The sequence below is a fragment of the Allobosea sp. 05T422_2 genome (assembly GCF_056396265.1).
This window is the reverse complement of the sequence record NZ_JBFTLD010000005.1, coordinates 1-12,818: the sequence shown is the minus strand read 5'-3', so window position 1 is coordinate 12,818 and position 12,818 is coordinate 1. Positions and strand designations below refer to the sequence as shown.

General features: G+C 66.1%; 13 protein-coding genes. 1 reads left to right on the top strand and 12 read right to left on the bottom strand.

The genetic code is table 11. From position 1 onward, the window contains the following. Positions 1-22: 22 nt before the first annotated feature. The 6 genes from AC1DJT_RS01815 to AC1DJT_RS01790 are packed head-to-tail and all read right to left on the bottom strand — an operon-like array spanning position 23 to position 6,019. On the bottom strand, positions 23-1,228 hold the full coding sequence (locus AC1DJT_RS01815) for a mandelate racemase/muconate lactonizing enzyme family protein (RefSeq protein ID WP_476767608.1): 1,206 nt from the start codon (positions 1,226-1,228) through the stop codon (positions 23-25). 8 nt (positions 1,229-1,236) lie between these two features. Next, a complete protein-coding gene (locus tag AC1DJT_RS01810; protein WP_476833413.1) occupies positions 1,237-2,355 on the bottom strand; it encodes a mandelate racemase/muconate lactonizing enzyme family protein in 1,119 nt (372 codons plus the stop codon). Positions 2,356-2,399: 44 nt separating this feature from the next. After that, entirely contained in the window at positions 2,400-3,413 is a 1,014-nt protein-coding gene (locus AC1DJT_RS01805; RefSeq protein WP_476833412.1) for a TRAP transporter substrate-binding protein, read from the bottom strand. Positions 3,414-3,445: 32 nt separating this feature from the next. After that, positions 3,446-4,729, bottom strand: a complete 1,284-nt coding sequence (locus tag AC1DJT_RS01800) for a TRAP transporter large permease (protein ID WP_441490744.1) — start codon at positions 4,727-4,729, stop codon at positions 3,446-3,448. Beyond that, entirely contained in the window at positions 4,726-5,271 is a 546-nt protein-coding gene (locus tag AC1DJT_RS01795; protein ID WP_476767606.1) for a TRAP transporter small permease, read from the bottom strand. Before AC1DJT_RS01795 ends, AC1DJT_RS01800 begins: the two co-directional genes overlap by 4 nt. After that, positions 5,231-6,019, bottom strand: coding sequence for a FadR/GntR family transcriptional regulator (locus tag AC1DJT_RS01790; protein WP_476767605.1), 789 nt, complete (start codon positions 6,017-6,019; stop codon positions 5,231-5,233). The genes AC1DJT_RS01795 and AC1DJT_RS01790 overlap by 41 nt, the downstream gene beginning before the upstream one ends. A gap of 207 nt (positions 6,020-6,226) precedes the next feature. Here AC1DJT_RS01790 and AC1DJT_RS01785 point away from each other — a divergent pair, with 207 nt between their 5' ends. Next, positions 6,227-6,511, top strand: a complete 285-nt coding sequence (locus AC1DJT_RS01785) for an acylphosphatase (RefSeq protein WP_441506394.1) — start codon at positions 6,227-6,229, stop codon at positions 6,509-6,511. A 130-nt stretch (positions 6,512-6,641) separates the two neighbouring features. On the opposite strand, the gene AC1DJT_RS01780 is transcribed toward AC1DJT_RS01785, so the two are convergent. The 6 genes from AC1DJT_RS01780 to AC1DJT_RS01755 all read right to left on the bottom strand — a co-directional run. Further along, complete coding sequence (locus AC1DJT_RS01780) at positions 6,642-7,550, bottom strand: MurR/RpiR family transcriptional regulator (protein ID WP_441490748.1); 909 nt, start codon at positions 7,548-7,550, stop codon at positions 6,642-6,644. Between the two features lie 71 nt (positions 7,551-7,621). Then, positions 7,622-8,590, bottom strand: a complete 969-nt coding sequence (locus AC1DJT_RS01775) for an ABC transporter ATP-binding protein (RefSeq protein ID WP_476767604.1) — start codon at positions 8,588-8,590, stop codon at positions 7,622-7,624. Further along, the gene (locus tag AC1DJT_RS01770) at positions 8,587-9,579 is read right to left on the bottom strand and encodes an ABC transporter ATP-binding protein (protein ID WP_441506391.1); all 993 of its coding nucleotides are present in this window, start codon (positions 9,577-9,579) and stop codon (positions 8,587-8,589) included. Before AC1DJT_RS01770 ends, AC1DJT_RS01775 begins: the two co-directional genes overlap by 4 nt. Before the next feature lies 1 nt (position 9,580). Beyond that, entirely contained in the window at positions 9,581-10,441 is an 861-nt protein-coding gene (locus AC1DJT_RS01765) for an ABC transporter permease (RefSeq protein ID WP_476833411.1), read from the bottom strand. Continuing rightward, the gene (locus tag AC1DJT_RS01760) at positions 10,438-11,379 is read right to left on the bottom strand and encodes an ABC transporter permease (RefSeq protein ID WP_069878112.1); all 942 of its coding nucleotides are present in this window, start codon (positions 11,377-11,379) and stop codon (positions 10,438-10,440) included. The genes AC1DJT_RS01765 and AC1DJT_RS01760 overlap by 4 nt, the downstream gene beginning before the upstream one ends. 79 nt (positions 11,380-11,458) lie before the next feature. Beyond that, positions 11,459-12,818 (bottom strand): ABC transporter substrate-binding protein (locus tag AC1DJT_RS01755; RefSeq protein ID WP_476833410.1); only part of this gene is annotated, 1,360 nt, incomplete at its 5' end.

Below are 12,818 nucleotides of genomic sequence, written 5' to 3'. Positions count from 1 at the left end.
CGGCGGGCGCCGATACCGAAGTTCAGAGGTCGGAGAGGCGGCTGAAGCGCACGATAGCGTCGGCGCGCTTCTCCAGCCCAGGGAGCAGCTCGAGGCCGAGGCCGGGCGCGTCCGATACGGTGATCATCCCGTTCTCGGCCTTGGGCAGGTCGGTGACCAGCTCGGTGTACCAGCCGGTATAGAAGGCGCGGACCGATTCCTGGATCAGCGTGTTCCGGGCATGCATCGAGAAATGGCACGATGCCGCGTAGACGACTGGGCCTGTGCAGTCATGCGGGGCGACCGGCGTGTGCCAGGCCTCGGCCATGCCTGCGATCTTGCGGGCTTCCGACAGACCGCCACACCATGACAGGTCGAGCATGACGACCCCGGCGGCACCGGTCTCGAGATAATCTCGGAAGGAATGGGTATAGGCCAGCGTTTCCGAGGCGCAGACCCAGGCCTTGGAGTGGCGGGCGTACTCGCCGAGATCGTGGACATTGTCGAGCCGGAACGGGTCCTCGTGCCAGTAGGTGTCGAATTCGGCCAGGCGCTCCGCCAGCTTCTTCGCCATGGGCAGGCTCCAGAGCGAGTGGAACTCGACCATGATGTCCATCTTGTCGCCGACCGCCTTGCGGATCTTGCGGAACGGCTCCAGCGCGGTGTTCAGTTCCTGAGGCGTGATGTCCCAGCCGGCCGAGCGTTCTGCCGCGATATCGAAGGGCCAGATCTTCATGCCGGTGATGCCCTGCTCGAGCAGGGAATGGGCGAGTTCGTCGGCGCGATAGAGGAAGCCTTCGAGATCCTCATAGGGGCCGCCTTGCTCGCCGACATGCCAGTTGGCGACAGCCTGCGAGCGCGCATCGCGAATATATTTGTAGCCGGCACAGGTGTTGTAGGTGCGAATCGTGTCGCGCGTCTTGCCGCCGAGCGCGACGCTGACCGGCTGGCCGATCGCCTTGCCGTAGATGTCCCAGAGCGCGATGTCGACGGCCGAGTTGCCGCGCGTCTCGACGCCCGAGCCGCGCCAGCCGAGATAGTTGTTCAGGCTGGCATTGCGCGCCTCGATCTGGAGCGGGTCCTTGCCGAGCAGCTTCGGCGCCACGGTCTCGTGCAGATAGGCTTCGACCGCGGCGGCGCCCATGAAGGTCTCGCCGAGACCGACCAGGCCCGCATCGGTGTGGAGCCGCACCCAGATGATGTTGCCGAACTCGGTCAGGCGGATGGTTTCAACAGCAGTGATTTTCATGAGGTTTCTCAAGCGAGAGGCTTGGCGTAGCGGGTGAGGGCCCCAGCGGTCGGCGTCGTGCCGGCGCCGGGCTGCTGGGGTCTTAGGAAATAGCCATCGGCGACATTGGCGGGCTCGACGAAGGCATCCTTGATCCAGGGAATGTATTCGAGGATCGGCGTCGCCTGATGCCAATAGGCGAGATGGACATGGACCTGGCTCATCTCGCCAGCATGGGGCGCGACCGGCAGGCGGCTGGCGAGTGCAAGCTCCGCGACCTGGATGTACTCGGTGATGCCGCCGAGGCGGGTCACGTCGGGCTGGACGTAGTGGATGGCGTCGGCCGCGACGAAGGCGCGGAAGGCGTCGAGCGAATAGAGCTGTTCCCCGAGCGCAATCGGTATCGAAGTCGCCTTCGCCAGCGCGGCATGCGAGCCGACATCGTCATACCAGAGCGGCTCCTCGAACCAGAAAATGTCGAGCGCCTCGGCCCGCGCGCAGAAGCGCTTGCAGGTCGGCAGATCCCATTTGCCGTTGCCGTCAATGGCGAGGGAGACATGGTCACCAATGGCATGGCGCACGGCTTCCAGTCGGGCGATGTCGATCCCGGGGTCGGCATGGCCGACCTTGACCTTGAGACGCCGGAAGCCGTCGCGTTCGACCGCCATGCGGCAGCCCTCGACGAGCTCTTCCCGCGGGATCGAAAGCCAGCCGATATCGGTGTTGTAGGCTTCGAGCTTCGGCTTGGTCGCGCCGCCGAGCAGGTGCCAGAGCGGTACCCCGGCCGCCTTCGCCTTGAGGTCCCAGAGCGCGACATCGACCGCGGCAAGCGCGAGCTGCGTGATACCGGCGCGTCCGACCCATTGCAGGGCAGGGTGGCGGGCGAGCTTCAGCCAGAGCCGGGTGATCTCGGAAGCATCCTCGCCGATCAGCAACGGGGCGTAGCAGTCGCGGATGCAGGAGGTGATCAGCCGGTCGGAGGCGAGGTCGGCATGCGTGCCGGTGAAACCGTAGCCTTCGAGGCCGTCCTCGGTGACGATCTTCGCGCCGACGACGCCCCAATGGCTGATGCGGTGGGTCGAGTCGGCAATGGAGCCGCCCGTCACCGGGATATGCAGGATGAAGGGTTCGATGCGGGTGATGCGCATGGCGGTAGCCCCGGAGCTGTTGTGCGGCTCCGGGGCTCTCCTGATCAGTTGGTGCCGCGGATCTTGGCGAGATCGGCCTTGAGGCGGTCGATCGTCTCCTTGCCGATCGAGGCCTCGTGGCGCTGGTAAACGGCCGCGGTGGCCTCGCGCATCTTGGTCAATTCGTCGGCCGAGACGTCCGAAACCTGCATGCCCTGCTTCTTCAGGTTCGCCATCGACGTGTCGTTGAGCGTGCGCGAGACGCGGCGCTCCTCATCGCGGCCGACGGTCGAGCACTCGTTCAGGATCGCCTGTTCTTCGCTGGAGAGCTGGTCCCAGAGCTTCTTGGAATAGAGCACCAGGAACGGGGTATAGGCGTGGCGTGTCATCGTCAGGTACTTCTGCACCTCGTAGAGCTTCGAGGTGTCGATGGTGACGAGCGGGTTCTCCTGGCCGTCGATCGCGTGCGTCTCGAGCGCCGCGAAAACCTCGCCGAACGCCATCGGCGTGGCATTGGCGCCCATGCTCTTGAAGCTGTCGAGGAAGATGTTGTTCTGCATCACGCGGACCTTGAGGCCGGTGAGCTCTTCAGCCTTGGAGACGGCGCGCTTCGAGTTGGTCAAGTTGCGGAAGCCGTTTTCCCAGTAGGAGAGATTGACGACGCCGAAGGCAGGCAGCTTGTCGGAGATGTACTTGCCGAAGGCTCCGTCGAGGACTGCATCGGCTTCCTTCTCGTTGGTGAAGAGGAAGGGCAGGTCGAAGACGCCGAGCGCAGGCATGATGCCGACCAGCGGCGAGGAGGAGGTGATGACCATCTCCTGCGTGCCGGCACGCAGCGCCTGCGTCGCCTGCAGGTCGCCGCCGAGCGCGCCGCCCCAGAACMCCTGGAGCTTCAGCTTGCCGCCGGACTTTTCAGTCATGCAGGCGCGCATCTTGGCGACGCCGTTGCCGACCGGGTGGTCCTCGTTGATGCCGTTGGAAACGCGGATATTGCGTTCCTTGATCTGCGCCTGGGCGGACCCTGCAAGCGCCGCAAGCGCGACGCCGGCGAGGATGGAGACGAGACGTGAGCTCAGCATGGGCTTTCTCCCTGATTGCCTTGGTTTTTGGATTAGCGGCCGCTCAGCCAGGCAAGCGGAACGGTCACGAGTTGCGGGAACAGGATCAGCAGGAACATCGCGACGGTCTGGGCGACGAGGAATGGCCAGACGCCGCGGATCACAAGAGACATCGGGATGCGGGCCACGCCACAGACCACGTTGAGCACGATGCCGACCGGCGGCGTGATCAGGCCGATGGCGTTGTTGATGATGAAGAGCACGCCGAAATAGATCGGGTCGATGCCCGCCTGCTTGATCACCGGCATCAATACCGGTGTCAGGATCAGCACTGTCGGCGTGAAGTCGAGCGCAGTGCCGACGACCATGACCAGCAGCATGATGACGATCATCAGGACCGTCTTGTTGTCCATGAAGGGCTCGAGCACGCTCGACAGCTCGGCCGGGATATTCGCCTGGGTGATGAGCCAGGCCGAGACGACGGCCGCGGCGACCAGCAGCATGACTGCGCTCGTCGTCTTGGCGGCGGTCAACGCCACCTTGTAGAGGTCGCGCGGCTTGAGCTCGCGATAGACGAACATGCCGACGACGAGCGCGTAGACGGTCGCGACCACGGCCGCCTCAGTCGGCGTGACGATGCCGAAGCGGATGCCGCCGAGGATTGCGAGCGGCATCAGCAGGGCAAGCGAACCATCCCAGGTCGCCTTCAGGCGCTCGGCGCCGCTGCGCCGCGGCAGGACCGTGATCTTGTCGTGGCGGCAGACGATGAACCAGGCGATCACCAGCGACAGTCCAATGAGCAGCCCGGGAAAGACACCCGCGAGAAAGAGCTTAGTGATCGAGAGATTGGCGGCGACGCCGAAGACGATGAAGCCGATCGAAGGCGGGATGATCGGGGCGATGATGCCGCCGGATGCGATCAGGCCGGCCGAGCGACCGGTATCGTAGCCGGCCTGGCGCATCATCGGCAGCAGGATCGAGGCGAGCGCAGCGGTATCGGCCGCAGCAGAGCCTGACAGCGAGGCCATGATGATGGAGGCGAAGATCGCGACGTAACCCAGGCCGCCATGGAGATGGCCGACCAGCGAGAGCGCGAAGTTGACGATGCGCTTGGACAGGCCGCCGGCATTCATCAGCTCGCCGGCGAGCAGGAAGAACGGGATCGCCAGGAGCTGGAACGAATCCGCGCCGATGATCATGTTCTGGGCGATGATCTGGGTGTCGAAGACGCCGAGCCAGAGCATCAACGCGACCGCGCAGACGATCAGCGCAAACGCGATCGGCATGCCGAGCGCCATCGCCCCGCAGAGCGAGAGGAGGAAGATGGTGATCGTCATTCGAGGTGGCCCTTCAGGTCATGTGAAGGGTTGCCGCTGTAGTCGCCGGCAAACTCGGCCAGTTCGAATTCGCCGAGTTTTCCCGTCAGGGCGCGAACGAGCCGGGCAAGCGTGATGAAGCCGATGCCAATCCCGGCGAAGTGCAGCACACCATAGACATAGCCCATGCTCAGCCCGGTGACCGGCGCGACCGCGGTGGCGTTGATCTCGTGCTGCTTCCAGGTTCCGTCGAGCAGCATCACGCAGCAGGCCAGGATGAAGGCGTCGCTGATGATCATGCAGATCAGCCGGCCCTGGCGGCCAAGCGCACCAACCAGCGTGTCGACGCCGAGATGACCGTTTTCGCGCATCACCACGACGGCGCCGATATAGGTCAGCCAGACGAAGAAATAGCGCGACAGCTCCTCGGACAGGTCGAGGCCGGAGTTGAAGGCATAGCGCAGGACGACATTGCCGAAGACCATCACGACCATCCCGGCAAGCAGGATGACCAGGACAGCCTCAAGCCCTCGTAGGATCCATCTTTCGGCTTTTGCGAGCATGGTGCGTTTCCTGTGAGTTTCTTGTTCCCTCGCTCCTTTCCGCGACGGAGGTCGTCCGTCCGGGGACGAGGTCGATATCGGCCTGGGCCACTTTCAGAAGCGCGATCATGCTCTCGCGAGCCTGCTCGGGCCTGCGCGCAGTGATCGCTGATGCGACATGGCGGTGGATCGCAACGGACGCCTGGGCCCGCTCGTGGTCGTGCATCGACAACCGGAACGAGGCCCTCAGCACGGCGTGCAGGATCGGCTTGAGTTGAAGCAGCAGACTGTTCCCGGACGCCTCCAGAATCGCCTCGTGGAAGCGAAAATCGGCCGCCTCGTGTTCCGCTTTGCCCGGAGCGCCGGACATCCCTTCCAGCGCCGCCGCGACGGCCCCGATCTGAGCGGGAGTGCCGCGCTCGGCGGCGAAGGCTGCTGCCGCAGGTTCGATCATGCTGCGGAGCTCGAGAAGATCGCGCTCGAACCCGCTCGCCATGTCGGCATCGGTGATCCAGTCCATCACCTGAGGGTCGAGCAGCCGCCACGATGACATCGGCTGGATGCGCGAGCCTACGCGGGGCCCCGTCGTGATCAGCCCGAGCGCCTGAAGGGTCTTCGTCGCTTCGCGGATCACCGTGCGGCTGACGGCGAATTGGGTGGCGAGCTCGTCTTCCCGCGGCAATGCGCCGTCGTTGCCGATCTGGCCTCCGACGATCATGCGGCCAAGGCGGTCGACCAGATGCGAATGGAAATTGGAGGGGCGCGCCATCGTATGATCATATCATCATATGATTGATTGGCGCGCAAGCCGTCGGTCACGCGCCCGCATCGGCATTGCCGGGGATGCTTCGTCGAAGGGTGTCCGGTAGTATGGGGATGTCCGTTCGCCCGGCTGCGAGGGCCAGCCTGAGGGAGCGACCGTTGAGCGATGCGGTGCGCGTGCGGTTATCGCGGGTGCGCAAGGGACGGGAAGGGCATGAACCTTCACCTGATCATCTCGGGCCGCGTTCAGGGCGTTGGCTATCGGCAGTGGTTCTGTGCGCGCGCACGCGCTGCGGGCGTGGCGGGCTGGGTGAGAAACCGGGCCGATGGCACGGTGGAAGCCGTGGTCTCGGGGCCGTCCGACATCGTCGAGACGCTAGCCGCGGATGCCTTCGATGGGCCTCCTGGGGCCGGCGTCCAGGACATCGATCGGAGCGAGGTTGATGGCTCGCTCGTCGGGGCTCCGGGCCGGGGCTTCGTCATCGCGCCCAGCGTCTGAACGGGTGATGGGCACGGCGACAGGAAGAGAACGAGGTCCCGCGACGGGCCGGTCTCCCGCGTTGCCCGCCATCGTGGCGCGATCGGACACGAAGAGGTTGGCCTGTGCGGAGCCGCACCGGCCCCCACGATCAGTCCTTTGGATCGGCGTTCGGGTCGGAGTCCAGCATCTGGCGCCAGCCCGCATGCAGCACCGACGGGTCTTCACGGTCGACGCTGTAATGGCGCAGGACGTGCTGAACATCGTTCATGCGGCCGATCAGCTGCGGGCCCTGACGCAGGCCGACAAGGATCATCAGCACTTCGATGGCGATGAGCTGGACCACATAGGCATCCGTCCCGACCAGCATTGCGGTGTCGTGCGGAACATCCAGCGGCAGCGCGACGTCGGCAAGCTGCGCAAGCGGCGTTCCGCCCTGGGCCAGCGCGATGATCGTCGCACCACGGGCCTTGCCGACCTCGACGGCGCGCAGCAGTGCCGGCATGCGGCCGACGAAGGAGATCGCGACCAGCACATCCTCCGAGGTCAGCGTTGCCGCTGCGACGAGCTGAAAATGCGCATCGGAAAAGGCATTGGCGTTCAGGCCGAGGCGGAACAGCCGCGCCTGCAGATCCTGCGCCAGGAAATGCGATGTCGCGCCGGTGCCGAGGCAATCGATCCGCCTTGCCTTGCTGATCGCAGCCGCGGCGCGATCGAGATCGAGCGGATCGATGCGGCGTTGCCATTCGGCGAGCACGGTCGTGATGCTGCCCGTGACGTTGCGCAGCACGTCGCTCGCGGTCTCCCCCATCCGCACGGAACGGTGCAGGAACGGCGCGCCGAGCGCCACCGCGCCGGCGAGCTTCAGCTTGAGGTCCCTCAGGCCCTGGCAACCGACCAGCCGGGCAAAGCGTACGATTGTCGGCGCGCTGACCCCGGCGCGCGCCGCGATATCTTCGACATTCGCCTTCACCACCCATTCGACTTCGTCGAGGAACAGGCGCGCCACCCTCTGCTGGCTCTCGGACATCGCGCCGAGCCCCTGCCTGATGGAGCTCATGATGTCGGAGGCGCCAATCGAATCGTCGGGGCCGCTGGGGCGGCCGGCTGCGTCAGCAGGGACGACGTCTGTCATGCGCTCGGACTGTGGCTGATATCGAAATGACAGGCAAACTGATGTTCCGATCCCGTCCCGCGCAAGACCGGAGCCTCCTTGGCGCAACGCTCCGTCGCGTGCAGGCAGCGGGTGCGGAAAACGCAGCCGGAGGGCGGAGCGAGCGGAGACGGGATGTCGCCGGTCAGCATGCGCTCGCGCGGCGGCGCGTCCGGGTCAGGCCTCGGCGATGCGGCGATCAGCGCCCGCGTATAGGGATGGCGCGGATGGCGGGCGACCTGCTCCGTCGAGCCGATCTCCATGATGCGGCCGAGATAGAGCACGGCGATCCGGTCACACATCAGCTCGACGACATCGAGGTCATGCGAGATGAACAGCATCGCCAGGCCGAGCCGCCGCCGCAGGTCCTGCATCAGGTTCAGCACCTGTGCCTGCACCGAGACATCGAGGGCCGAGACCGGCTCGTCGGCGATGATCAGTCTCGGTTCGACGGCGAGAGCCCTCGCGATGCCGATGCGTTGCCGCTGACCGCCGGAGAACTCATGGGGGTAGCGCTCCATATGTGCGGCGGGAAGGCCGACGAGTTCGAGCAGTTCGGCGATCCGCGCCTTGCGTGCCGCCCCGCGCGCAAGGCCATGGGCATCGAGCGCCTCGCCGACGATGCTGCTGACGCGCAGCCGCGGATTGAGGCTAGCATAGGGGTCCTGGAACACCATCTGCGCCTGGCGACGGAACAGCCTCAACCGGCGTTCCGGCGCTGCCGTGATGTCCTGTCCTTCGAAACGGATCTGACCTGCCGATGCATCGATCAGGCGCAGCGCAAGCCGGCCGATCGTGCTCTTGCCCGATCCGGATTCGCCGACCAGCCCGAGCGCTTCGCCGCGCGCCAGCGAGAAGCTGACGTCGTTGACGGCGCGCACCGGGTGGGGTGCCTTGCCAAAGCTCTTGGAAAGGCCTGCAATCGTGAGGAGCGGTTCCGTGCTCATGCAAGTTCCCTCCAGCGCAGGCAGCGTGTCTGCCGCCCCGCATCATTCTCCAGCATGGGGGCCTCGATGGAGCAGGCAGGCGTTGCATCAGCGCAGCGCGGCGCAAAGGCGCAGCCGCGCTCGACGCGCGAAACCTGCCCCGGGATCGAGCGCACGACGCGCCGACCGCTTGCGTCCTGGATTGCGCGCGACGGCATGCACTCCAGCAGGGCGCGCGTATAGGGGTGGCGCGGTGCGTTGAAGAGGTCCCGAACCGGCGCGCTTTCGACCACCTCGCCCGCATACATCACCGTCACGCGGTCGGCGATCTCGGCGACGACGCCGAGATTATGCGTGATGAAGAGCACGCCCATTCCAAGCTCGCGCCGCAGCCGGTCAAGCAGTGTCAGCACCTGCGCCTGGATCGTGACGTCCAGTGCCGTGGTCGGCTCGTCGGCGATCAGCAGGGCCGGCCGGCAGGAGAGCGCCAGCGCGATCATGACGCGCTGACGCATGCCGCCCGACATGTGATGCGGATAGTCCGAGGCGCGGCGCGCCGCATCGGGGATTTCGACGAGGCCAAGCATCTCGACGGCGTGAGCCCAGGCCTTGCGCCGGTCATAGCCGAGATGCAGCCGCACCGCCTCGGCGATCTGCTCGCCGACGGTCAGCACGGGGTTCAGGCTGGTCATCGGCTCCTGGAAGATCATCGCGATCTCTGCGCCGCGCAGCGCCTGCATGGTGGCCCGGGGCGCGGTGGCGAGGTCGATCGTATCGCCGGAGCGGCGACGGAACAGGATGCGGCCCTGCGAGACCCGCCCCGACGGGCGTGGCAGCAGGCCCATGGTGGCGAAACTCGTCACTGACTTGCCGGAGCCGGACTCGCCGACCACCGCGACGGTTTCGTTCTCCGAGATCTGCAGCGAAACGCCGCGCACCGGCGTCACCTCGCCTTCTTCGGTGCGGAAGGAAACGGCGAGATCTTCGATGGCGAGAAGGGGCGCGGTCATCTCACAGCGCCTTTCTGAGCTTGGGGTCGAGCATGTCGCGCAGGCCATCGCCGACGATCTGCAGCGAGAGCGCGACCAGAACGATCGCGACACCGGGAAATCCGACGACCCAGAATCCGTCCTCGGCATATTGCTGGCCCGACGCGATCATCGTGCCCCAGGTCGGCGTCTCCGGCGGCACACCCGCGCCGAGGAAGGACAGCCCGGCTTCGGCAAGGACCGCATAGGCGAAGATGAAGGTCGCCTGCACCAGGAGGGGCGAGGCGACGTTGAGCAGCACATGCACGAAGAGGATGCGCCAGATCGAGACGCCGAGTGCGCGTGCCGCCTCGACGAAGGGCAGTTCCCGCACCACCAGCGTCGAGGCGCGGATCACGCGGACGACGCGCGGCGTGTAGACGATGGCGAGCGCTAGCACGACATTGCCCGCGGAGGCGCCGAGCACCGCGACGAGGAAGATGGCGAGCAGGATGTMGGGCAGCGACATCAGCGCATCGACCAGGCGCATGATCACGGCGTCGGCGCGCTTGAAATAGCCGGCGACGAGGCCGAGCGCGGCCCCGATCGAGATCGAGATCACGACGACGGCAAGCCCGATTCCCAGTGAGGCGCGCGCTCCCCAGATCACCCGGGAGAAGACGTCGCGGCCGAGCTCATCCGTACCGAACCAGTTCACCTCGCCGGGCGGGCGCAAGCGCCTTGCCATGCGCATCGAGGCAGGATCGAACGGCGAGAGCCAGGGCGCCAGCAGGGCGAGTGCGAAGGCAATCACGAGGATCACGGCTGCGAGCAGCACCAGCTTGCGGCGGAAGAGCCGGCGCAAGAACAGAAGTGTCGGAGCTGAGGTCACGGCGGAACTCATTGGCGCACCCGTGGGTCGACGAGGGTGTAGATCACATCGATCGCCAGGTTGATCAGTGCGTAGATCGCCGCGACCGCCAGAAGCGCGCCCTGGATCACGGGATAATCGCGGCGCAGCACCGCCGACACGACGAGATTGCCGACGCCGGGCAGGCCGAACACGGTCTCGGTCACGATCGCGCCGCCGATCAGCAGGGCGAGCGTCAGGCCGAGCACGGTGATGATCGGGACGAGCGCATTGCCGAAGGCGTGGCGCAGCACCACGCGCAGTTCCGAGATGCCCTTCGCCCGTGCCGTCCGCACGAAATCGGCATCGAGCACATCGAGCATGCTGGCGCGGGTGAAGCGCGTGATGAGGGCGGAGTTGACGACGCCGAGCACGGCGGATGGCAGAAACAGGTGCTGGAGCCGCTCGAAGAAGGAGGCGTCGGGCGCGCCATAGCCAGCGACGGGGAACCAGCCGAAACGCACGGCAAAGAGCTGGATGAAGATCAGGCCGAGCCAGAAGCTCGGGATATTGGCCGCGAGCATGGCGAGCCCGCTCACCGCCTGGTCGATCGGGCGGCCGCGCCAGACCGCGGAGGCGATGCCGGCCGGGATGCCGATCGCCGCGGCAATGGCGAGCGAGAACATCGCGAGGAAGAAGGTCGGCTCGGCGCGCTGCAGCAGCGCCTGGGTCACAGGCTGCTGCAGGAAGATCGACTGGCCGAGATTGCCGGTCGCGCATTCCTTCAGCCAGAGCACGAATTGCAGCAGGAGCGGCTTGTCGAGCCCGTAAGCCTCGCGCAGGCGCGCCACATCCTCCGGCGTCGCCTGGTCGCCGAGCATCAGGGCCGCGGGGTCGCCGGGCGCCAGCCGCGTCAGGAAGAAGACCAGCGCGGCAACGAGAAAGAGGACCAGCAGCAGGCCGGCGAGGCGACGTCCGATATGTGCGAGCACCGGATGCGCTCCTTTCGCGGGAAGCGGATACGACTGTGGCGGGGCGCGCGAACGCACCCCGCCACATCAAGCTTGCGCCTTACTTGGCGAGAGCGACGTTCCAGAAGGACGGCCACGGCATTGCCGCATAGCCGGACAGCTTCGGCGAGGCTCCCGCCAGTGCGGCGAAGTTGCCGGCGCGGATATAAGGCACCTCGTCATAGACGACCTGCTGGACCTTGCCCCAGAGCGCGCCGCGCTTCGCCGGGTCGGGCTCGTTGTTGAAGGCGCTGAGCGCGGCCTCCTTGGCCGGGCTCGACCACCAGCCCGGAGCGCCTTCGCCGAGTTGCGGTGGAGACAACATCGGTTCGGGGAGGAAGGCCGAGTGGGTGATGTAGATGTCCCACAGCGCCGGGTCGCCGCGACGCTGGAYCAGGGTGGCCCAGTCGACGACATCGAGCTGGACCTTGAAGCCGGCGGCTTTGAGTTGTTCGGCCATCACCAGCGCCATGCGGTGATGGAAATCATACTGCTTCGAGTTGAGGATACGGAGCGGCGCTCCGTCATATTTGGCCTCGGCCAGCAGCTTCTTGGCGCCGGCGACGTCCGGCTTGCTGTACTTGTCCTTGCCGGCCTCCGAATAGAACGGCGAGCCCTTCGGGAAATGCTCGGCCGCCAGTGCGAAGAATTTCGGCTCGCCGAAGCCGGCCATCATCACCTCTTCGAGGTCGAGGGCCATCTGGAAGGCCTGACGGACCTTCAGGTCGGCCATCGGCCCCTGCTTGGTGTTGGTCGGGAAATAAGGGAAGCCGAAGGGCATGGTCAGCACGGGGCGCGTGCCGCTCGCGGCTGAGACCTTCTTGTAGCTCTCGACCGGCAGCTGGTCGGCGAATTGATACTGGCCGGCGATGGCGCCTTCGACGCGGGTATTGGCGCTCGGCACCGGGATGAAGCGCAGTTCGTCGATCTTGGCTTCGCGCTTGCCGGCATAGCCCGAGGCGGGCTCGCTGCGCGAGGCGTAGCCATCATGCTTCACCAGCACGACGAACTGGTCCGGCTTGCGCTCGCGGAACTTGTAGGGGCCGGTGCCGACGAATTCGGTCAGCGGGGTGGCGATCGATTCCTTTGCCATGATCGCGGCGAAGCCGGAGGGCAGCGCCAGATGGGCGAGCAGCGCCGGCTCGACCTTGCTGAGCTGGATCTCGACGGTCGACGGGCCCTTGGCGGTCAGACTCGCGATGCTCTTAGCCAGACCCTTGCCGCGCGGCGTCATCTCGAGCCAGCGCTTCAGCGAGGCGACGACGTCCTCGGAATCGAGGTCCCGGCCGTTATGCAGCTTCACGCCCTTGCGCAGCTCGATCGTGTAGGTCTTGCCGTCCGCGGACACCGTCGGCAGTGCTGCCGCCAGCATCGGCTGCGTCGCCCAGTTCGCATCGAAGGTGAACAGCGGCTCGTAGACG

Bases quoted from the DNA above. Each gene is read 5' to 3' on its own strand.
- AC1DJT_RS01815 (WP_476767608.1), bottom strand. From the start codon at position 1,228: ATGAAAATCACTGCTGTTGAAACCATCCGCCTGACCGAGTTCGGCAAC.
- AC1DJT_RS01810 (WP_476833413.1), bottom strand. From the start codon at position 2,355: ATGCGCATCACCCGCATCGAACCCTTCATCCTGCATATCCCGGTGACG.
- AC1DJT_RS01800 (WP_441490744.1), bottom strand. From the start codon at position 4,729: ATGACGATCACCATCTTCCTCCTCTCGCTCTGCGGGGCGATGGCGCTC.
- AC1DJT_RS01795 (WP_476767606.1), bottom strand. From the start codon at position 5,271: ATGCTCGCAAAAGCCGAAAGATGGATCCTACGAGGGCTTGAGGCTGTC.
- AC1DJT_RS01790 (WP_476767605.1), bottom strand. From the start codon at position 6,019: ATGGCGCGCCCCTCCAATTTCCATTCGCATCTGGTCGACCGCCTTGGC.
- AC1DJT_RS01785 (WP_441506394.1), top strand. From the start codon at position 6,227: ATGAACCTTCACCTGATCATCTCGGGCCGCGTTCAGGGCGTTGGCTAT.
- AC1DJT_RS01780 (WP_441490748.1), bottom strand. From the start codon at position 7,550: ATGAGCTCCATCAGGCAGGGGCTCGGCGCGATGTCCGAGAGCCAGCAG.
- AC1DJT_RS01775 (WP_476767604.1), bottom strand. From the start codon at position 8,590: ATGAGCACGGAACCGCTCCTCACGATTGCAGGCCTTTCCAAGAGCTTT.
- AC1DJT_RS01770 (WP_441506391.1), bottom strand. From the start codon at position 9,579: ATGACCGCGCCCCTTCTCGCCATCGAAGATCTCGCCGTTTCCTTCCGC.